Below are 20,117 nucleotides of genomic sequence, written 5' to 3' on the forward strand. Positions count from 1 at the left end.
GTCCCTGGATCAGGCGCTCGGCTGAGAGGCCCGTTCGTCAGAGACGCCGAGGTGGCGCAATGAGGGCAGGGCGAGGCAGGACAGGGCGATGGCGGTGAGGATCAGGCCGGCCCCCGCGAACATCGTCGTCAATGGGAGGATCTTCAGCAGGGCGCCCGCAGCGGCTGCGGAAATGGGGCCCACACCCATGAAGATGAAAAAGAGGATGCTCATGGTGCGGCCCATCATGGCCATGGGCACGCGCCGCTGGATCCAGCTCATGAGGCCCACCTGCGCCACGCCCGCGAAGGCGCCCATGACCACCAGCAGGAAGGCTGCGAGCCAGGTGGCCCGGGTCAGGGGCAGGGCCGCCAGCAGCAGGCCTGCGAGGCTGTCGAAGATGAGGATGAGGAGGCCCAGGCGTCCGCCGGAGAGCCGAAGGCCCGGACGCGAGGCGACGTTGCCCAGGAGGATGCCGCCGCCATAGGCGGTCATGAGGATGCCCAGGGAGGCCGCGCCGTGGTGGAGGCGAGTATCCGCCAGCAGCGGCAATCCCACCTGCACAGGCCCGCCCACGAAAACCGAAACCAGGGCCACGTAGAGGATGAAGGCCCGCATCTGCGTGTCCGCCCAGAGGTGGCGGATGCCCTTCGCCACATCCGCCAGTACGCCGCCTTCGGGCCGGGACGGATGGTCATCGCTGTGGAGGCGGATCATGAAGAGCGAGATGAGAGAGACGAGGAAGCTCAGGGCGTCGATGCCGAAAGCCAGGCCCATGCCCTTGGCATCCGCCAGCCCCGAAGGATTCGCGGAAGCGGGCGCGGCGGTGCCAGTGATGAGCAGGCCCGCCAGCACGGGGCCCACCAGCATGCTCACCTGGCGCAGGCCCATGACCAGTCCGTTGGCGGCCTGGAGCTGGTCTGGTTCCACCAGCTGGGGCAGGATGGCCGACCCGGCGGGAAAGGCGAAGGCGGTGGAAAGCCCGATGCCCGCGGCGATCACATAGAGCATCCACATCTGGATGGTGCCGAAGAACACCAGCACGGCCAACAACGTCACGAAGGCGGCGTTGACGGTGCGAGAGACCAGCAGCACGCGGCGGGGCGAGATGCGATCCACCACCGCGCCGCCGATGAGCATGAAGGCCGCGCGCGGCAGCGCCATCACCGCCAGCACCAGACCCAGGGCGCCTGGATTGCTGCTGAGTTTGAGCACCAGCCAGGGCAGCGCCACCAGCGTGAACTGATCGCCGATGGCGGAAACGCTGCTGCCGCCGAAGAGCAGGGTGAAGTCCCGGTTGGCGAAGAGGGAAGGGCGTTGGCTGTCGGTTGACATGCGAGGGGTTGGCTCCAGAATCCTGATGATTTACTCGCGGGCTCCCTTGCGGATGCGGTCCATCTCACGCTTCTGTTCGCGCTCCTTCAGGGCCTCGCGCTTGTCGCTGTGGGCCTTGCCTTCGGCCAGCGCCACCTTCACCTTGATCATGCCCTGGTCGTTCAGATAGATGGCCAGGGGGATGATGGTCAGACCCTTGCGCACCACCTTGGCGGTGATCTTGGTGATCTCGGCCTTGTGCAGCAGCAGCTTGCGGGCCCGCAGCGGCTCGTGGTTGGCATAGGTGCCGAACTCGTAGGGCGAGATGTGGGCCTGCTTGAGCCAAAGTTCGCCGCCCACGGCGTCCACATAGGCGTCCTGCAGTTGGCCCAGGCCCGCGCGCAGCGCCTTCACTTCGGTGCCCTGCAGGGCGATGCCCGCCTCCCAGGTTTCAAGCACATGGTAGTTGTGCAGGGCTTTGCGGTTGCGGACCAGATCCTCACTCATACCTCCAGTGTATCCGCCGTTAGACTTGTCCTTTTGGGATGGACCGATGCTGCAGAAGATCCTCGCCCCCATCGTCGCCTGGATGGTGGCCCTCATGGCTGCCATGGGCCCCTTGGGCGTCATGCTGCTCATGGCCATCGAAAGCGCCTGCATCCCCCTGCCCAGCGAGGTGATCATGCCGTTCGCAGGCTACCTGGCCTTCAAGGGGCAGCTCACCTTCTTCGGCCTGGGCGCCGGCAATCCCGTGGCGCAGATCTGGATCGCGGGCCTCTTCGGTGCCCTGGGCTGCAACCTGGGCAGCATCCCCGCCTACGAGGTGGGCGCCTGGGGCGGGCGCCGCGCCGTGGAGAAGTACGGCCGCTACATCTGGCTGCACACCGGTCACCTCGATCAGGCGCACCGCTTCTTTGAGCGCTTCGGCGCCTGGGCCATCTTCATCGGCCGCCTGCTGCCCGTGGTGCGCACCTTCATTGCCCTGCCCGCGGGCATCGCGAAGATGGATCGCACCCGCTTCCACCTCTTCACATTCGTGGGCAGCCTGCCCTGGTGCCTGGCCCTGGCCTGGATCGGCTACAAGCTGGGCGAGAAGTGGAACACCCTCGGCATCTACTTCCACAAGCTGGATGCGGTCATCGGTGTGCTGCTGCTGGCGGGCGCGGGGTGGTTCATCTACGACCATGTGAAGCACCGGGCCAAGGGCTGAGCGCCCCGCGCCGAGGTTGAAGGAAGTTCACGCCGGGCAGGGCGGCCTTCGCGCTAGCCTTGGGGAGACCTTTCCTCCCAGTGCCAGCCTTGCGATAGGAGTGATCATCATGCCCCTCAGGTGCCTCGCGATCGCCGGCCTCGTCACCAGCTTCCCGTTCGCTTGGGCCCAGCCGGCCCGCCCTGCCGATGCGGAGCTTTTCGCCGCCCTGGCCAAGCGGGATGCCGCTCAACTCCAGGCGTTGCTGGCCAAAGGTGGCAACCCCGATGCGAAGGATGCCAAGGGCGTGTCCCTGGTCTGGATGGCCGTCCTGACGGGGCAGCCTCAGGCCCTGGAGCAGGTGTTGGCCGCGGGCTCCCATGGTCGCGACGAGGTCAACCCACTGGATCCACGGCACCCTTGGACGCCCTTGCGGATGGCCGCGGTGCGCAGCGACGCGGCTTGCATGCGAGTCCTCCTGGGGCACGGCGCCAGGGTGGGAGAAGTCTCGGAGGGGCTTAGCCTGCTGGCGGCGCTGGCCACGATCCCGCCCAAGCCTGAGACGTCGGCCTGCGTGAATCTGCTCCTGGAGGCGGGCGCAGACATCGGGTGGCGGGATGCCCTTGGGATGACGGCCCTGCATTATGCGGCCCGGAAGAGCAACGCCGAGGTGACGGGGGTCTTGCTGGCGGGCCACCTGGATCCCGATGCCCGCTCCTACACGGGGCTCACCCCCTTGATGATGGCGGTGGGCAGTGGCCGGGAGGATCTGGTGGACCTGCTGCTTCAGCGAGGCGCATCCCCACATCCCATCACGGGCGATGGGCAAGGCATTCTCTCCGTGGCCGCGGCTGTGGTCCCCGATCCCGCAGTGAAAGCCAGGCTCTTGGCCCGGTTGCGGGCAGGCGGCGCTCCCGAGGGCGACCAGAACCGGCCCGTGGACTCCCAGTTCCTGGATGCGGTGGCGAAGGGGGATGTGGCCATGGCCGAGCAATTGCTGGGGCGAGGTGCGGACCTTTGGGCGCGGCGGGCCGGCACCTTCGGCCTTGGGCACGACGCCCTCACCGAGGCGGTTCGCCACCCCGCCATGCTGAAGTTCCTCCTGGGGCGGAACCTTCCGGCGCGGCTCGCGGGCCACAATGGATTCACACCTCTGCACACGGCGGCCTATTTGGGAGACGTGGAAAGTGTCCGCCTGCTGGTGGCGGCAGGTGCCGACGTGAATGCCGTGAGCGCCTTCGGCACCACGCCCCTCACGCGAGCGGTGGACCGGAATCCCAAGGATGCGGCCGCCATGGTGACGCTGCTGCTGAGCCTCGGTGCAGATCCCGCCCGCCACCGGACCGCGGATCGGGAATCCCTGGTGGACTACGCTCGTCGGAAAGGTCGGACCGAACTGGTGACCTTGCTCCAGCCGGTGGCGACGCGCTGATCTCAGGGCTATTGCGGGGCGACGCCATCCAGATGCTGCCGGAGGGCCGTCATGCTGAAAGGCTTGGCCAGCAGCTTCACCTTCGCGAAGGCGCGGGTCAAAGCCTCAGAGGCTTCGTCCACGCAGCCCGTGGCGAGAAGCACGGGGACGTCGGGCTGAAGCTCGCGCAGGCGGGGCAGGGTGCCTTGGCCTCCGAGACCCGGCATGTTCAGATCCAGGATCACCACCTGGGGGCGGTAGCCGGACTCCAGCTGTTTCAGGGCCTGCTCACCGGAGCGGGCCAGACTCACCCGATGGCCCAGACATTCGATGACCGGCGCCTGGGTCGCGAGGATCAGCTCATCGTCATCCACCAGCAGGATGTCGAGACCTCGGTGTCCCGTTTCCTGAATGGGGGCCTGAGAGCTGACTGCCCTGGGTGGGATGGCAGGGAATGCTGGTAGCCGCAGCCGCACCAGGGTGCCGTGCCCTCGCTCGCTTTGGAGTTCCACCGTGCCCTGGTGTGCCTTGATCGTGCTGTACACGATGGAGAGGCCCAGCCCCGTGCCTTTGCCGACAGGCTTCGTGGTGAAGAAGGGATCCATGGCCCTTTCCATGACCTCCTGGGACATGCCGGTGCCGGTGTCCTCCACATCGAGCTCCACCCAATCCGGTGAGGCATTGCGAGTACGGAGGGTCAGGCAGCCGCCCATGGGCATGGCGTCGATGGCGTTGAGCGAGAGGTTCATGAGCACATGCACCAAGGCCGTGGCGTCGCCCAGAATGGGCCGCAACTCAGGATCCAGCTCGGAGGCGAACGATACCTGGGCAAGGGTGGTGCGTTCCAGCAGCTGCATTTCTTCCTGAATCAGAAGGTTCAGATCCACAGACGCCACTTCCGCCAGGCTCTGGCGGGAGAAATCAAGCAGACGGCGCACGACACCACCGCCGCGGATGCTGGCCTTGGTGATGATGGAAAAGGCGTGGTGAACGGCCGTGCCAGGCGGCTGGATTTCCTGGTGCATGGAAGCCATGCCGAGGATGGAAGCCAGCACGTTGTTCATCTCGTGGGCCACGCCGCCCGCCAGGCTGCCGAGGCTCTCCATCTTCTGGGATCGGTGCAGGAGCCGCTCCAACTGCAAGCGCTGCTCCTCGGCGGCTTTCAGGCTGGTGATATCGATGTGGGATGCCACCAGGCAGGCGGGCTCCGCGCCCTGAATCCGGGTGAGGTGGACTCGGAACCAACGCACCCCTTCCTCAAAGAGGGTGGAGCATTCGAACGTGAAGAGGTGGCGCTCACCACGGAGGACGGCCTCAAGACCTTCCGTCATGGCCGGGAGCTGGCAGGGCTCCAATCCACCGACCTGTTCGAAGGCTTCAAGGTAGTTGGCCCCGCCCCTGAAGACGTCCGATCCTCCTTTCGCGCGGGCGAAATCACGCCAGGCCTGATTCACCTTCAGGATGCGGCCCTGGCCATCCAGCACCGCCAGGATGTCGGGCAAGGTGTCGATGATGCGATCTGCGAATTGTTCAGAAGCCTGCAGGGCCGCCTGGGCTTTCCTCCGTTCCGAAATATCCCGGGAGTTGACCACGATGGCTCGAACCGAGGGGTTCTCAAGCAGGTTGACGGCCACGGCCTCCATCCAGATCCAGGAGCCATCCCGGCAGGCATAGCGGTATTCTACGCGAACGGGTTGGCCAGGCTGGTGCAGGCAGGCCTGGAAGACCTCCGTTACTTTCGGTACGTCTTCCGGATGGAAGAATTCGAAGGTGTTCCGGTCCGCCATTTCCTCCGGCGTGAAGCCATGCAGATGCTGGGCTGCAGGGGAGTTGTAGATGAGCCTGCCCTCGTGGTCCAGCAGGCTGAGGATGTCCCAGGAATGGTCCAACAGCGCCTGCACCCGCTCCGGAGTCACAGCCTCCAAGGCGGCCTCTCCCCGCATGGCCATTCCCCCTGATTCCGGCATGGCTCCACCCTCTGGGGCAAGACTATAGCGGTAGCCTGAGCCCATTGGGACTGGATTCTCGTGGTTGTGAATGAGCCTGGGTTTCAGCCTGCGAAGCGATCCGTGGCCGCCACGAGGGCGCGGGAAATGCCAGCGTCATAGGCGCTGTGGCCGGCGTCTGGCACGATGACCAGATCAGCCTCTGGCCAGGCCTTGGACAGGGCCCAGGCGCTTTCGATGGGGCACACCATGTCGTAGCGGCCCTGGATGATGGCGCCGGGAATGCCTTGGAGCCGCGAGGCGTCGCGCAGCAGCTGGGCCTCCTCCATCCAGCCCTTGTTCAGGAAGTAGTGGCACTCGATGCGGGCGAAGGCGAGCGTGGTGGCCTCGTCGCCGTAGGAGGCGATGAAATCGGGATCGGGAATGAGCTTGCTGGTGGCGCCTTCCCAGATGCTCCAGGCCTTCGCGGCGGGCAGGTTCACAGCCGGATCGTCGCTCAGCAGGCGCTTGGCGTAGGCCTGCAGGAAGTCGCCGCGCTCGGCCTCGGGGATGGCGTCGCGGTAGGGCTCCCAGGCATCGGGGAAGATGCGGCTCGCGCCCTCCTGGTAGAGCCAATCCACCTCGCGCTGCCGCAGCAGGAAGATGCCGCGGAGCAGCAGCTCCGTCACGCGCTCGGGGTGCTTTTCCGCATAGGCCAATCCCAGCGTGGCACCCCAGGAACCTCCGAAGACCATCCAGCGTTCGATGCCCAGGTGCTCACGGATGCGCTCGATATCGGCCACCAGGTCCCAGGTGGTGTTCTCCCGCACCTCGGCGTAGGGCGTGCTCTGGCCGCAGCCGCGCTGATCGAAGAGGATGATGCGGTACTTCTCCGGATCGAAGTAGCGTCGGTGCTTGGGGCTGGTGCCACCGCCGGGACCTCCATGGAGGAAGATCACGGGTTTGCCCTCGGGGTTGCCGCTCTCCTCTACGTGCAGCTCGTGGAGATCCGAGACCTTCAGGCGATGCACGCGGTAGGGCTCAAAGGCGGGATAGAGCCAGCTGACGGGATCCTTGCGAAGCGGCATGGGGGACTCCTACACGAAGAAGAGCGCAGCGGCGCCAGCCAGGGCCAGCAGGGTGCCCAGGATGGCATGACCGCTCACCTTCTCCTTGAAGATGAAATGGGACACGGGCAGCAGGATGACCGGCGACAGCGACATGAGGGTGGCCGCCACGCCCATGGAGGACCGTGCGATGGCGATGAGGGAGAGCACCACGCCCAGCACGGGGCCGGTGACGGCGCCCAGACCGATGAAGGCGGTGGCGCGGCCATCCCGCAGGGCGCCCAGGGTGCGGCGGAGCTGGCCGGTGGCGGCGAAGTAGAGCAGCAGGGCTGCCACGCCCGCCGTGGCCCGGATGAGGTTGGCGGAAATGGGCGGGAAGTTGCCCGCCAGGCCGAACTTGCTGAAGACGAGTCCGATGGACTGGCCCAGGGCGCCGCCGATGCCCAGCAGAATGCCGCGCCAGAGGTGGGGGTGGTCTTCGTGCTCGCCGCCGCCCCACACCACCCAGCCGATGCCGCCGAGGGTGACCGCCATGGCCAGGACCTTGGGCAGGCTCAGGTTCTGGCCCAGGAACAGCCACGCCAGCAGGGCGCTGAAGAGCGGAGAAAGCGTCATGAGCAGCATGGACAGGCGGGCGCCGATGAGCACGAAGGCCTCGAACAGCACCGCGTCGCCCAGGGCGAAGCCGATGAGCCCCGATACCCCCAGCCAGCCGATGCGCGCCGCGCCCGCCTGCATGGGAAAGGGGCTTCCGTAGAAGAGGAGGTGCACCAGCACCAGCGTGGCCCAGGCCATGAGCAGACGGCCCAGGTTCACCGAGGCCGAACCCACACGGCGGCCCGCCACGGTGAAGCACACAGAGTTCAACGACCAGCAGACGGCCGTGAGAAGGGCAGCGCTTTCGCCAAGGTAGGGCAAGGGGACTCCGCGGGTTCCCCATCCATGGGGTGAGCACGCCCCAGTGTCGCAGCGGAGCGACAGTATGTCCTCGTGTCACGAGGCTCAGGTTTGGGCGTCTTGCACCCGCAACAACCCTTCGGATTCCGCCGTGACCCGCTGCAGCGCCGCCAGCCCGGCCGTCAGCAGCAGAAAACCGAGACCCCAGATCCACCAGGGTTGAAAACGGGAATCGGACAGGTAGGGAATGTGGAAGGTGTGGGTGAGAGAAGCTGACAGATTGTTCAGGAAATGGGCGAAGACCGCGGGCCAGAGGGAGCCGGTTCTCACCGTGAGCCAGCCGAAGAGGAGGCCTGCCAGGCACCCAATGGGAAACTGCCAGGGGTTCATGTGAAAGAGGGCGAACAAAAGGGCCGAACCGATGATGGCTTTGCGCGGTCCGTAGCGCAGCAGGAAGCCGCTCAGGATCAGGCCCCGGAACAGAGGCTCTTCGGACAGGGGCGCGCCCAACACGAGGCTGGGCCAACCCATGTCTTGAAACAGCCGCTCGAACCAGGTCGGCGGAGGGAGCGCATGAGCCACCCAGGCATCCACGCCATTGCAGACAAGGAGGAGGCCCGCCGTGGCGAGTGGCACGAGGGGCCAGACGAGACCAGATACCGGCCGGTGTGGAAAGAAGTCGGCCCACGCTCTTCGGCCGAGGCGGCGACCGACAAGCAAGGTCAACCAGGTTCCGCTCAACTGGGCCAGCACCGTGGCCCATGCGGCCCAGCGGTGAAGTTTCAGGGCGGCCAGTAACGCGGCAGGAATGCTCGTCAAGGTGCCGAACAGGAAGAAGAGGAGCAGAACAAGCAGGGCTTGGGCGAAGCCAGGATAGGGCTTCTGCAAAGGCGCAGCCGTCTCCGGTTCAGTCATGGGGAATCCTTTGGGGGGAATTCCAGGGTACTACTGCAGCCTCAGACGAACATCTGCAGAATGCCGTTGCTCATGAGCATGCCGCGGCTGCTGAGGCGCACGTGATCGCCGTCCCAAATGACCAACCCTTCGCTGGCCAGGGCGCGCAGGCGGGTCTCCCAGGCATCGCACAGGGGCCGGAGGTTGAGCTGCTCGGCCTGTTCGCGCAGGTGGTTCCAACCAATGCCGCGATGCAGGCGCAGGCCCAGCAAGGGGATCTCCGAAAGGGCTTCGGCGCCATCGAGCTCCTGGATTTCCAACGCGCCGCGGCCCTCGGTCCAGGCCGGAATGACACTTGACTCCGTCCAGCGGCAGGCGCCCATCTGGGAGGCAGCGCTGGGGCCGAGGCCCAGGTAGGGGCGGCGCTCCCAGTAGCGCGTGTTGTGGATGGATTCCCCGCCGGGTTGAGCGTAGTTGCTGATCTCGTAGGGCTGGAGGCCCAGGCGGGGAAGCTCCAGTTGCAGGGCCTCGAAGGCGTCGGCCACCTCATCTTCGGTGGGAAGGGTGAGGCGGCCCGCGTCGATGTCGGCGCGCAAGGGGCAGGCCTTGTCCAGGTCGAGCAGGTAGATGCTGAGGTGTTCCAGTCCAGTGGCAGCCAGGGTGCGGGCATCCTCGATCACTTTGGACAGCGACTGTCCAGGGATACCCACCATGAGATCCGCGCTGCGGCGCTGGAAGCCCGCCGCCCGGGCCAGCTCGAGGGATTCCATCGCCTGCACGGAGCCATGGATGCGCCCCAGGCGGCCCAGCAGGTCATCATCCAGGGCCTGCACGCCCAGGCTGATGCGATCCCAGCCCAGTTCGCGCGCTAAGCCCAGCCAGGCCGCATCCACGGTGCCGGGGTTGGCCTCCAGGGTGGCTTCGGCCAGAGGAGTCAGGTCGAAGGCTGCGCGCACTGCGGCCGTGAGTTCGGTCAGTTCTTCGGCGCTGAGCAGGGAGGGTGTGCCACCGCCCAGGTAGAGGGTATCCACGGGCGGGCGGCCCAACGCTGCACCCCAGTGTCTGACCTCGTGGATGAGCCGCCGGATGGTGTCCGGCTGGAGGGCGCGGTCCCGGGTGGTGGCGAAGGAGCAGTAGGTGCAGCGGTCCAGACAAAATGGCACATGAAGGTAGAGGCCCATGGGCGCGGCATGGGCCTCCTGTCGGAAAACAGGAAGGCGGCGGCTGAGTTCAGGGTTCAACCACCACCCGCTTCATGGTGTCGCGCAGCGCCCGCACTTCCGCGGGAAAGCGCCAGGGCGCCTGGAAGGGCTCGGCGGCCTGGTCCAGGGCGAGATAGCGCTGCTGAAGGCGTTTCTGCTGCTCGGCGCGAAGGGGTTGCCCGGTGCCCAGGTGGGCTTCCAGCAGCTCGAGGTTCTGGTGGAGCCGAGCCGCCTGGGGAGTGTAGAGGAACACGCTCAAAAGGAGTTGGCCCAGGGCCAAACCCAAGAGCAGGAATCCCCCCACCAAGGGAAACCTCGGGCCGGAGCCCAGCCCCAAAGCCAGCCACCAGCCCAGCAAACCCATGAGGGCCACCGCGAGGACCGGCGCCGCAGGCAGGAACCAGAGGCCGTTGCCCCAGAGGCAGTCGTGGATGAGGGAATCGGTCACGGCCTCCAGGGTCCGGCGGTTGCCAGCGGCGCGGGCTTTGGCCAGGTGCTGGTCGAGCGCGTCCCAGGCCGCCTGTTGGGCCGGGTTGAGGTTGGGCGCCAGGCGCTTGCCGTCCGGCGCGGTTCTTGGGCGGACCACCACGCCCTTCTGGACGGCCTTCTCGGGCTCCATGGCCGGGGGCGCGGGCGGCTCCAGGATCTCCGCGTCCGCAGGTGGCGGGAGGTTGGTGATATGCGTTTGTCCAGCGGTGTCCCGCCAATAGTAGGTGCGCTGCTGCGGCTGGCCGAGGAGGGCCAGGAAGGCCAGCCCGAGGGCCGCGATCACCGGCAGGTCCTAGAAATGGGCATCAAGGGCCTCGCACCAGAAGTGGTAGATCATCTGGTGGATTTCCTGGATGCGGGCTGTGACCGTGCTGGGCACCACCAGTGCGTCGTCCATGAGCCCCGCCAGCTGGCCGCCGTCCCGGCCCAGGAGACCGAGGGTGCGGACACCGAGTTCTTTCGCAGAAGCCACGGCGCGGATGACGTTGGCACTGTTGCCGCTGGTGCTGATGCCGATGAGCAGGTCGCCCGGTCGTCCCAGGGCTTCCACTTGGCGGGAGAAGACCTGATCGAAACCATAGTCATTGCCGATGGCCGTGAGGGCAGAGGTGTCGGTGGTGAGCGCAATGCCAGCGAGGGCCCGGCGCTCCTTCACGTAGCGGCCGCTGAGCTCGGCGGCCAAATGCTGGGCATCCGCCGCGCTGCCGCCATTGCCGCAGACCAGGATCCGGCCCCCACGGCGCAGCCGTTCGGCCATGTCATCGGCCTGGGCGACGATGCGGTCCATCTCGCGCTCGAAGAAGGTCTGCTTCAGCTGGATGGAAGATTGGACATGCTGGAGGAGGATCTGTTTCATGTTCCTAAATATGACAGGAATTCCACTCCCCAGTTTCGATGCGGGCTGGCAGACTGCGGTAAGTATTGCCTCGACAGGTAAGGGACCCAATGGATTGGATTGCCCTCAAACACGCGCTGTTGTCCCATCTTCCGGTGGCCGCGGGCCTGTTGCTGCCCTGGCCCCTGTTCGCCGCACAGCGGCCCGGGCGCGGCATCCGCCCCTGGTGGACAGTGACCCGCTATCTGGGTTGGATGGGCCTTCTGGGCAGTCTGGCATCCCTGGTCAGCGGCCTGGCCTCGGGCCGCCTCCTGGGGCTCTTGCCGGCCCACCGGCTCCTGCCTGCGCCCGCCACTGGGCAGGGGCCTGAGGCGCTCCTGTTCCGCCACGCAGCGCTCGGTGGCCTCTCTCTGCTGGTGGGCCTTGCCGCCATCTGGGCCATGAACCGCTCGCGGAAGGATCATCAAAGCCTTGGCTTCGTGGCCCTAGTGCTGGGGCTGGGCTGGTCGGCGCTGCTGCTGATGGCGGGCGATGCCGGCTACCGGCTGGCCCATGCGCGCGCGGCCAAGCCCGTGGTGGTGGAGGCTCCGCCCCTCGTTCCCAAAGCGGTCCTTCCACAAACCGTGACCTCCACCGGAATTTCGGCCACGGCGGACGCCGAGGAAAAAGCCCCGGTCCGCGCCCTGGACTATGCCGCGTTGGAAGCCATTCACAGTGAGCCCGTGAAGTCCCCGGCCCACGGTGGCCGCTGGATCCGAGTCTGGGCCAGCCCTGAAGCTGCTGCGGCCTACCGGGCTGGTCAGCCCCTGCCTGAAGGCGCCCTGGTGGTGCTGAGTTCGATGGAGGACCGCTATGGCCGCCCCGGCTCCGAGAATGGTCCCCTCTACGCCCTGGAGATGAAGCCTTCGGGCCCCACGTTCACATTCTATTGGGCCCGCATTCCCATGGAGCAGCGCCGGGCCTTCGGAGGCGAGGCCAAGGCCTACTGGCGCGGAACAGATACCCACCTGGAAGGCTGTCGCAGCTGCCATGCCACCGGCATGGCCGACCCCGCCGCACGCAGCCGCTGGCGCCTCAAGCGAATCACCTCAGCGGATTAGTCGGCTGTTTCCTCATGTCCGACCTGTTTGGGTTGGCCACAGCCCTCCCGTTGGTCACGCACCGTGGTCGAAGGCGAACCCGTATCAGGCCCGCCTTCATCCGTGTGAATCCGTGGCTTCATACGGAATTGAGTTCAAAAGATAAGGAACACCACCAAGGCGCCAAGACACCAAGAAAACCAGAGCCGCTATTCATGCAGTTCTTGGTGCCTTGGTGCCTTGGTGGTGAAAGTCTTTTTGGATTGGATTGAACGCAACTTGGTATCAAAGCCCTTTCCTCGACCAGGACGGACCTCGCGTCACTCGTCCTGGACGAGCACTTCCCGTGGCTTTCCGGCGCCCCGATCCGGACCGACGATTCCCTCATCTTCCATCCGGTCGATGAGGCGGGCGGCGCGGCCGTAGCCCAGGTTCAGCTTGCGCTGCAGCAGACTGGTGCTGGCCTTGCGCTCGCGCTTCACCACGGCCAGGGCGCGGACGTAGATGTCATCCACTCCGGCCATGTCGGCTTCGTCGAAGAGGCCTGTCTCCTCTTCTGTCTCCATGGCGCTGACCAGGGATTGGTTGTAGTCGGGCCGGCCCCGCTCGCGCAGCCAGGTGACGAGGCGCAGCGTCTCCTCTTCGCTGAGGAAGGGGGCATGGATGCGCTTGGGATGACTCGCGCCGTTGGGCAGGAAGAGGGCATCGCCCGCGCCCAGCAATTGTTCGCCGCCGCCGCAGTCGAGGATGGTGCGGCTGTCGATCTTGGTGCGCACGCGGTAGCTGAGGCGGCTGGGCAGGTTGGCCTTGATGACGCCGGTGACCACGTCCACGGAGGGACGCTGGGTGGCCAGGATGAGGTGGATGCCCACGGCGCGGGCCTTCTGGGCGATGCGGGCGATGCTGTCTTCCACCTCGCTGCGGGCCACCATCATGAGGTCCGCCAGCTCGTCGATGACCACCAGCACGTAGGGCAGGTGCTCGAGGAGGGAGGGCCGGTCGGGCCAGCGGGGATTCGGCGTGCGATCCGTGAGATCGATGCAGCCTCCAGCTTCGGCGATCTTGGCGTTGAAGCCCTTGAGGTCGCGCACGCTCAGCAGGGCCAGGCGCCGGTAGCGGTCCTCCATCTGGGCCACCACCCACTTGAGGACGCGGCCCGCCTCCTTCATGTCCGTGACCACCGGGGCCCAAAGGTGGGGGATGTCCTCGTAGACACCCAGCTCCACCATCTTGGGGTCCACCAGGATGAGCTTCACTTCGTTGGGCAGGGCCCGCACCAGGCAAGAGCAGATCATGGCGTTCACACCCACGCTCTTGCCGCTGCCGGTGCTGCCGCCGATGAGCAGGTGGGGCATCTTGTTGAGGTCCGCCACCACGGGCCGCCCCGCGATGTCCTTGCCGAGCGCCAGGTGCAGCAGGCCCCCTGCATCACGGAAGGCGGGACTATCGATGACTTCGCGGAAGGTGATGATCTCGCGCTTGGGATTGGGCACCTCGATCCCCACCAGGTTCTTGCCGGGGATGCGGTCCATGCGCACGGCCTCGGCCTGGAGGGCCAGGGCGAGGTCTTCTTCCATGCCCAGGATGCGGGAAAGGGGAATGCCCGCATCGGGCTGGAACTCGAAGACGGTGACCACGGGCCCGGGTTGCATGCCGGTGACTGCTCCCTTGATCTTGAATTCGGACAGTTTCTGTCCAATTAATTCCTTGATGTGCTCCAGCATGCCCAGATCCACCTTGGCGTGCTGGCCCGGAGGATCAAAGAGGCGGCGGGGCGGCAGGCTTTCCCGATCCGTGACGGAAGGTTCCGGTGGTGGCGGAGGCGGCAGGGGCGGTAGCGGCCGGGCCGGGGTGGGCTCACTGAGGGGCAGGGGCGGCTGGACGATTTCGCGGCCGAAGCGGTCCTTGGCCACTTGGGCCTTGGCCACAGTGGGCTTGGGTTTGGGCGGGGCTGGCGCCTCGGCCAGCAGCCTGGTGCGGAAGGGCGCGGAGGCTCCAGGCGTCGGGGCCGGTTCGGTGACGGGACCTGCGGGAGGAAGGGGCTGGGCTTCGAGGACGGTGGATGCCGCGTCCAGGTTGATCGAATGAATGGGCGGGAGCAGATCCTCGGCGCGGATGAGGGGCTGCTTGCGCCTGGCCTCGGCGGTATCCAGCTCGGCTTTCAGCAGGGCCTCGCGCTGGTCCTCGAGGGCCTTCTGGCGCAGGGCCACGGCCTGCAGGGCGGCCACGTCATTGGCATCGATGTCTGCCTGCTGTGGGTTTCGCCCGCGGAGGAAGGGCCGTTTCACCATGCTGATAAAACCCTGGAAGCCCTTGGAAGGCATGGGCTTCACCCAGGGCCAGGCCTTCTCGCCCAGCCAGCGGTGGAGCAGCCGACCCGCGGCGCGGGTGAGGGCAGGGGCCAGCACCAGGGCGCAGGCGAGCACCACCAGGGCCAGGAGCAGGGGGAGCCCCACGGGGCCCAGCACCCGCCGGCCCACGGGCCAAAGGGCGCTGCCCAGCCAGCCGCCCCAGCGCAGCTGGAGGGTTCCGATTTCCGCGGGGCCCACCCAGGCCCGGTTGCCGAAGGCGCCCAGGGCGGTCCAGCTCGCCAGGGCCAGGACCGGCCAGGCCACGCGGCCAGGCCAGCGGTGGCCTTCACGGGGCCAGGCTTCCCAAAGCAGGTAGGGCGGCACGATCCAGGCGCCCAGGCCCACCAGGGTTTGCAGCAGGCCCGCCAGGGCGGCGCCCACGGTTCCGCAGAGGTTCTGAACGGCGGCCACCGTGGCTCCCTGGGTGAAGGGATGCGGGTCGGGCGGATAGTAGCTGCCCAGGGATAGCAGCAGCACCAGGGCCGTGAAACCCAGCACGGCCCTCAGCATCCAGCGCCCAATCCCCTGCAATGCGCCTCCCCGCGGTGATCTCACAGTGTAGCCGAGGGCCTGTGAATCAGCGGGCAGCAGCGGCCGAACCGCTCAGCAGGGACAGCCGCTGATGGGGGTCCCAGGCGGGTTTACCCAGATCGTGGAGGAAGGTTCCTGCGGAGACAAAGGTCCAGCCTTCCTGACGGGCACGATCCATGAAGGCGCCCAGGCCATCGGTGGGGCGGTCACCCATGGCGCGCGCCGAGCCCAGGTGCATGAGTACGATGATGCCGTCGCCATCGCGGTTCAGGCGCTGCTGGAGCCGTTGCACGATGGCATCACCGCTGCGGTACAGGCGGCGGTCCTTGGGCGTGGCCCAGTCCAGCGTGTCGGCGCCTTCGCTCCAGCCCACATGGCGGTAGCCCAGCTCTTCGGCCCACTTGCGAATTTCAGCGGTGTGCTCGCCGTAAGGTGCGCGCCAGAACGGGTCCATGGGGCGGCCCAGCAGCTTCACGAGGGCGGCATCGGCATCCAGCAGCTCGCGTTGAATGCGCTCCTTCGTCCACTTGGGATCGCGCTTCATGCCCGGCGCGAAGTGGGGATGGTTCATGGTGTGGTTGCCCAACTCATGGCCTTCCGCGGCCATGCGCTTCACCAGGGCCGGGAAGCGGTGGATGAAGGCGCCCGTGAGGAAGAGGGTGGTGTGCACCCCCCGGGCCTTGAGGAGATCGAGCACCTCGGTGGCCACCTCGGCGCTGGAGCCGCCATCGAAGCTGAGGAGGATGCGCTTGTGGCCACCCGGACCGCGGGTGAGGTTGAGGCCTTCGCCCATGCCGGGCCAGAGGGCCGGGCCCTTGGGCGGAATGGCGAGCGGAGTCACCAGGGATGCGGGAGGCGTCGCGGGTTTGGCGGATGGAGGTGGCTCCAGGTCGGGCGTCACCGGGACAAAGGCGGCGCTTCGGATGGGCTCTGCGGCGGGAATGGTGCCTGCGGTGGGAATGGATGAAGCGGACCGTTCGGGGATCGCGGGGACTGGGGTGCTCTTGAGGCGGGCTTCGGCCCTGGTTTTGGCGGTTTCCGCCGCCGGTTCGGGTCGGGAGAAGAGCCGCTGCAACCAGGATTGGGGGCGCGGCTTGGTGTCAGCGGCCTCGGGCACCTGCGCCAGTTCCGGCACCTTTACAGGCTTTCGCTCGGGAAGCGGTGGTAAGGTCCCGCCGCGCAGCTGGGCCTCTGGGCGGGCCTTGGAAGCGGGTGGCTCCGTGGGGGTTTGGCGGGCCAGTCTGGTTGGGGGTTCGGCGCGCCGCGGAGCGGCTTTGGAGAAGGTGAAGCGTGCCAGCTCCCGGCCGTCCAAAGTGCGCAGCACAGCCTCTTCGCCTTCGGGTGGGCGGAACAGTTCCCAGCGCACGGGGCCCGGCTCGGCGGCCCGCCGTTCCTTGATGGAGCGGCCCTCCAGCACCAGCTCGGTGGGCTCCCCCACTTCGCCTTCGATGACCACCAGTCCGCCGAGGGGGTGCCAGGACCAGGCGCTGGTCACGGGAAGAGAGGCCGACTGCTCGGGCAGGGCGGCCTCCTGGGGCTCCTTGCGCCCGCAGGCCAGCACCGTCAACAGCAGCAGCGCGGCGGGCCCCAGCCTCATGCGCCCTCACTGGCGCGGCACAGGGCCCAGTAGTTGCTTTTCTCGCGGATGCGCACCCAGCGGGGCCTCAGGGTCGCCTTCCGCAAGTGGAGGAAGGCCTGCTCTGCGAGGAGCTCGGCGGTGGGATTGCGGCCCGCCAGTTCGGGCCGGTCGTTCAGCAGCCGGTAGTCGATGGCGGCCACCCAGGCATCCAGTGCATCCGAAAAGGCAGGTTCATCGGCTTCACGATCCAGCTCAACCGCGGCTTCCACTTCCCAGTTGTGTCCGTGCCGGTCTTCCTGGAAGCCGGGCAGGTCGTGGAAGTGGTCGGCCACGAAGGCGCGGCGGAGGGAGAGGACAAATGCCATGGCCGAGTATAGCCCTTAAGATCTAACTGGCGGGGCGGGCAGATCATGGCCCAGTTCAGCGCGCAGGGCCTCCAGGTAGGCCAGCATGGTGCGTTCGCGCTGAATGGCGCGGCGCTGGCCGGCGGCGGTCTTCATGCCTGCGGCCAGCTTGAGCAGCTTCTTCTCGAAGTGATCGAGGCTCCAGGCCTTGTCATCCAGCTCGCGGTTTTCCGCCCAGGGATCCAGCGGGTGCCAGAGGCCCGCGCCGAAGCTGGCGCCCGTGGCGAAGACCCGAGCCACGCCGATGGCACCCAGGGCTTCCAGGCGGTCGGCATCCTGCACCACGGAGGCCTCCAGGGTGGCGGGGGTGCCGCCGCCGCTCCAGCTGTGGCTTTCCACGGTGGAGGCCACGGCCTCGGCGCGGTGCTCCAGGCCCCCGGTCTCCCGGCACCACTGGGGCACCAGCTCTGCGGCCATCTGGGCGGTGAGCGGCGATTCGGGATGGTTCTTGGGCCGGTAGACGAGGTCATGCAGCAGGGCCGCGGCCACGCAGGTTTCCACGTCGGCGCCCTCCTCCTCGGCCATTCTTTCGGCCAACCGGGCCGTGCGCAGGATGTGGCCCAGGTCGTGCGCCGCGTCCCGGGCGAAGGGTTCGGTGGCCAGATGCTCGCGCAAGCGCGCCAGCAGCGGCTTGAACCAGGGGAAGGGGAAAGCGTGCGACATGCTTCCAGGCTACCGGCTCCAGAGAGCGGATGCATGTATCGTCATACGAGCTAGACTAGGGGATTCCGGCCTGGAGGCCCCATGCGTGCCCTCAATTCGTTTCTGCTGAGCCTTACCCTAGCCGTGACGGCCTGGGCCCAGCGGGCGGATCCTTCCTTTGACCCTGTGAAGGATGTCTCTCTGCGCTTCGAGAAGGGCTCCGTGGTGGTCGGCGTACCTTCGGGGGCACACCTGAAGGCGGCCTTCATGGAGGTGGTGAAGAAGGAAGGGTCCGGCACATTGAAGATGGGCAAGCTGCCGCCCACCACGGCCAAGGATGAAATCGGCGATGGCATCTGGCATGGCCAGGTGAAGGTGCCTGTGAGCGGGGAGGGCCTCTCCGGCGCAGTCAAGCTGCAGGTGACTTACCAGCCCTGCACCGAAGGCGAAGGCGGCGTCTGCTACCCGCCCACCACGCGGACCTTGGAGGTGAAGGCCGCGGACATCCCGGGGCCCAAAGCTGCGGTGCTGCCTGCGGGGAACACGCCGGAAGCCGCCAAGGCCGAGGCGCAGCCAGCACCGGTGTCTGCGACCGTCAGCGGAGTGCCCCCTTCGCCTGCGCCGGGAACACCCACGCCTGCTTCGCCCTCGCACCCAGGCCTGATCTGGTCCCTGCTGCTGGTGTTCCTCGCGGGCATGGGTGCTTCGCTCACGCCCTGTGTCTATCCCATGATCCCCATCACCATGGCCATCGTCGGCGCCAAGGGCGGCGGCAAGGCCCGGGGCTTTGCGCTCTCCGCGGTGCTTGTCCTGGGCATGGCGGTGACCTACACCACCCTGGGCGTGCTGGCGGCCAAGAGCGGCGCGGCCTTTGGCGCCTTCGCCCAGAAACCGGCCTTCCTCATTCCCGTGTCGCTGCTCTTCGCGGCCTTTGCCCTTTCCCTGTTCGGGGCCTTTGAAATCGCGCTGCCGCCCAGCCTCGCCATGAAGCTGCAGGGCGACGGCTCCCGCAAGGGCTTCGGCGGCGCCTTTCTCATGGGTCTGGTGCTGGGGCCGCTGTCGGCGCCCTGCGTGGGGCCCGTCATCGGCGCGGTGCTGGTGGGCATCGCGCAGCAGGGCATCGTGTGGCTCGGCGGCCTTCAGCTCTTCGTGTTCTCCCTGGGCATGGGCGTGCTGTTCCTGGCGGTGGGCACCTTCTCTGCGGGCCTGCCCAAGAGCGGCGAGTGGCTCACCCGGTTCAAGCAGATCATGGGCCTGATCGTGCTGGGCTTCGCGGCCTGGAATGTGCGACTCATCGTGCCCGCCTGGGCCAACGACGCCATGTGGACCTTCGTGATGCTGGCGGGCTCGGCGGTTTTCGGACTCTTCGAGGCTGCGGACGACATGGTGGGCCAGTTCCGGAAAGCGCTGGCCATCCTGATGCTGGTGCTAGGCGCCCTGCTGTCGGTCCGCATGGTCGAGAGCTTCCTCTCGGTGGAGCTGCTGCCGCGTGGGGGTGCTGCCGCTGCCGCCAAGGAAGAGCACGGCGGTTGGATGGAACAGGATCTGGAAGGCGCTCTGGCCAAGGCCAAGGCCGAGCACAAGGTGGTGCTGGTGGACATCTACGCGGAGTGGTGTGCCCAGTGCAAGGAACTGGATGAGAAGACCTGGCCCGAGGCGGGCGTCAAACAGTGGCTGGCCCAGAACGCCGTAGCCATCCGCATCGACACCGACGCCAAGCGGAAGGACCTGGCCGCGAAGCTGCAGATCCGCAGCTACCCCACCGTCATCCTTCTGGATGGCGAGGGGAGGGAACTGCGCCGGAGCCTGGGCTTCCAGAAACCCGAGACCATGAAGGCCTTTCTTCAAGGAAATGCCGAAGCCGCTCGATAGAACCTCCTCCGGCCCGACCGGGAGGACGGAGTTCGCCATGCTATCCATCAAGGTTCCTCCGGAGATCGAACCCTATTACCGGGCCTGGCAGCAGGAGGACCTGGATGCCCTCGCCGCCTGCTTCACCGAAGATGTCGAATTGCGGGCCAACACGCATCCCGATCCCATCCGGGGCCGTGGCGGCCTCCGCGCCTATCACGTGGATCTGCTCCCCAGCGTCCTGGAAACACGTATCCTCCGGCACCGCTTCATTTCAATGCCCGGTAGCACCGCGGTATCCACAGAGATGACAGTGCGGCTTCCGGACCGTGGTCTCGGACGTTACTTGGTGACCTCCATCATGGTGTTCGAGTTCAATGCCGAGGGGCTCATCTCAAGGCTGCTGGTGTTCGTGGACCGCGAAGGCATCGTGCCCATGGATTGAGCGAGGTCGATGGGTCTCCAAACGAAAAGGGCC

General features: G+C 66.9%; 18 protein-coding genes. 5 read left to right on the top strand and 13 right to left on the bottom strand.

The features are described from left to right. Positions 1–9: 9 nt before the first annotated feature. Both Q9293_RS01365 and smpB read right to left on the bottom strand, forming a co-directional pair. Positions 10–1,314, bottom strand: a complete 1,305-nt coding sequence (locus Q9293_RS01365; protein ID WP_306249373.1) for an MFS transporter — start codon at positions 1,312–1,314, stop codon at positions 10–12. A gap of 30 nt (positions 1,315–1,344) precedes the next feature. After that, on the bottom strand, positions 1,345–1,800 hold the full coding sequence (gene smpB / locus Q9293_RS01370; RefSeq protein WP_306249374.1) for an SsrA-binding protein SmpB: 456 nt from the start codon (positions 1,798–1,800) through the stop codon (positions 1,345–1,347). Between the two features lie 46 nt (positions 1,801–1,846). Here smpB and Q9293_RS01375 point away from each other — a divergent pair, with 46 nt between their 5' ends. Further along, positions 1,847–2,503 (top strand): DedA family protein, encoded by a 657-nt coding sequence (locus Q9293_RS01375; protein ID WP_306249375.1) that lies wholly within the window; start codon positions 1,847–1,849, stop codon positions 2,501–2,503. Between the two features lie 109 nt (positions 2,504–2,612). Continuing rightward, positions 2,613–3,914 carry an ankyrin repeat domain-containing protein gene (locus Q9293_RS01380; RefSeq protein ID WP_306249376.1) on the top strand — a complete coding sequence of 434 codons (1,302 nt, stop codon included), beginning with the start codon at positions 2,613–2,615 and terminating at the stop codon, positions 3,912–3,914. A gap of 8 nt (positions 3,915–3,922) precedes the next feature. On the opposite strand, the gene Q9293_RS01385 is transcribed toward Q9293_RS01380, so the two are convergent. The 7 genes from Q9293_RS01385 to gmhA form a co-directional block, all read right to left on the bottom strand. Next, the gene (locus Q9293_RS01385) at positions 3,923–5,860 is read right to left on the bottom strand and encodes a PAS domain S-box protein (protein ID WP_306249377.1); all 1,938 of its coding nucleotides are present in this window, start codon (positions 5,858–5,860) and stop codon (positions 3,923–3,925) included. A gap of 83 nt (positions 5,861–5,943) precedes the next feature. Continuing rightward, positions 5,944–6,906: a prolyl aminopeptidase gene (pip, locus tag Q9293_RS01390; RefSeq protein WP_306249378.1), complete on the bottom strand. Its 963-nt coding sequence runs from the start codon at positions 6,904–6,906 to the stop codon at positions 5,944–5,946. 9 nt (positions 6,907–6,915) lie between these two features. Continuing rightward, entirely contained in the window at positions 6,916–7,803 is an 888-nt protein-coding gene (locus Q9293_RS01395) for a DMT family transporter (RefSeq protein ID WP_306249379.1), read from the bottom strand. 84 nt (positions 7,804–7,887) lie between these two features. Next, positions 7,888–8,697, bottom strand: a complete 810-nt coding sequence (locus Q9293_RS01400) for a CPBP family intramembrane glutamic endopeptidase (RefSeq protein ID WP_306249380.1) — start codon at positions 8,695–8,697, stop codon at positions 7,888–7,890. A 41-nt stretch (positions 8,698–8,738) separates the two neighbouring features. Then, positions 8,739–9,917 carry a radical SAM family heme chaperone HemW gene (gene hemW, locus Q9293_RS01405; protein WP_306249381.1) on the bottom strand — a complete coding sequence of 393 codons (1,179 nt, stop codon included), beginning with the start codon at positions 9,915–9,917 and terminating at the stop codon, positions 8,739–8,741. Continuing rightward, positions 9,907–10,650 (bottom strand): DUF4124 domain-containing protein, encoded by a 744-nt coding sequence (locus tag Q9293_RS01410; protein ID WP_306249382.1) that lies wholly within the window; start codon positions 10,648–10,650, stop codon positions 9,907–9,909. The genes hemW and Q9293_RS01410 overlap by 11 nt, the downstream gene beginning before the upstream one ends. A gap of 9 nt (positions 10,651–10,659) precedes the next feature. Next, complete coding sequence (gene gmhA / locus Q9293_RS01415; RefSeq protein WP_306249383.1) at positions 10,660–11,223, bottom strand: D-sedoheptulose 7-phosphate isomerase; 564 nt, start codon at positions 11,221–11,223, stop codon at positions 10,660–10,662. A gap of 89 nt (positions 11,224–11,312) precedes the next feature. On the opposite strand from gmhA, the gene Q9293_RS01420 reads away from it, so the two are divergent. Beyond that, a complete protein-coding gene (locus Q9293_RS01420; protein ID WP_306249384.1) occupies positions 11,313–12,302 on the top strand; it encodes a hypothetical protein in 990 nt (329 codons plus the stop codon). Between the two features lie 299 nt (positions 12,303–12,601). Here the strand turns inward: Q9293_RS01420 and Q9293_RS01425 are convergent, their stop codons facing one another. Genes Q9293_RS01425 through Q9293_RS01440 form a run of 4 tightly spaced genes read right to left on the bottom strand, consistent with a single transcriptional unit; the run spans position 12,602 to position 17,809 of the window. Continuing rightward, entirely contained in the window at positions 12,602–15,163 is a 2,562-nt protein-coding gene (locus tag Q9293_RS01425; protein ID WP_306249385.1) for a DNA translocase FtsK 4TM domain-containing protein, read from the bottom strand. Positions 15,164–15,209: 46 nt separating this feature from the next. Then, on the bottom strand, positions 15,210–16,760 hold the full coding sequence (locus Q9293_RS01430) for a polysaccharide deacetylase family protein (protein WP_306249386.1): 1,551 nt from the start codon (positions 16,758–16,760) through the stop codon (positions 15,210–15,212). Continuing rightward, positions 16,757–17,107 (bottom strand): 6-carboxytetrahydropterin synthase, encoded by a 351-nt coding sequence (locus Q9293_RS01435; RefSeq protein ID WP_306249387.1) that lies wholly within the window; start codon positions 17,105–17,107, stop codon positions 16,757–16,759. Before Q9293_RS01435 ends, Q9293_RS01430 begins: the two co-directional genes overlap by 4 nt. 15 nt (positions 17,108–17,122) lie before the next feature. Continuing rightward, on the bottom strand, positions 17,123–17,809 hold the full coding sequence (locus Q9293_RS01440; protein ID WP_306249388.1) for an HD domain-containing protein: 687 nt from the start codon (positions 17,807–17,809) through the stop codon (positions 17,123–17,125). Between the two features lie 81 nt (positions 17,810–17,890). On the opposite strand from Q9293_RS01440, the gene Q9293_RS01445 reads away from it, so the two are divergent. Together Q9293_RS01445 and Q9293_RS01450 are read left to right on the top strand one after the other, a co-directional pair. Continuing rightward, a complete protein-coding gene (locus tag Q9293_RS01445; RefSeq protein WP_306249389.1) occupies positions 17,891–19,660 on the top strand; it encodes a cytochrome c biogenesis protein CcdA in 1,770 nt (589 codons plus the stop codon). 37 nt (positions 19,661–19,697) lie between these two features. Then, on the top strand, positions 19,698–20,084 hold the full coding sequence (locus Q9293_RS01450) for a nuclear transport factor 2 family protein (protein ID WP_306249390.1): 387 nt from the start codon (positions 19,698–19,700) through the stop codon (positions 20,082–20,084). Positions 20,085–20,117 lie beyond the last annotated feature (33 nt).

The organism is Geothrix sp. PMB-07, from assembly GCF_030758935.1.
GTDB lineage: Bacteria > Acidobacteriota > Holophagae > Holophagales > Holophagaceae > Geothrix.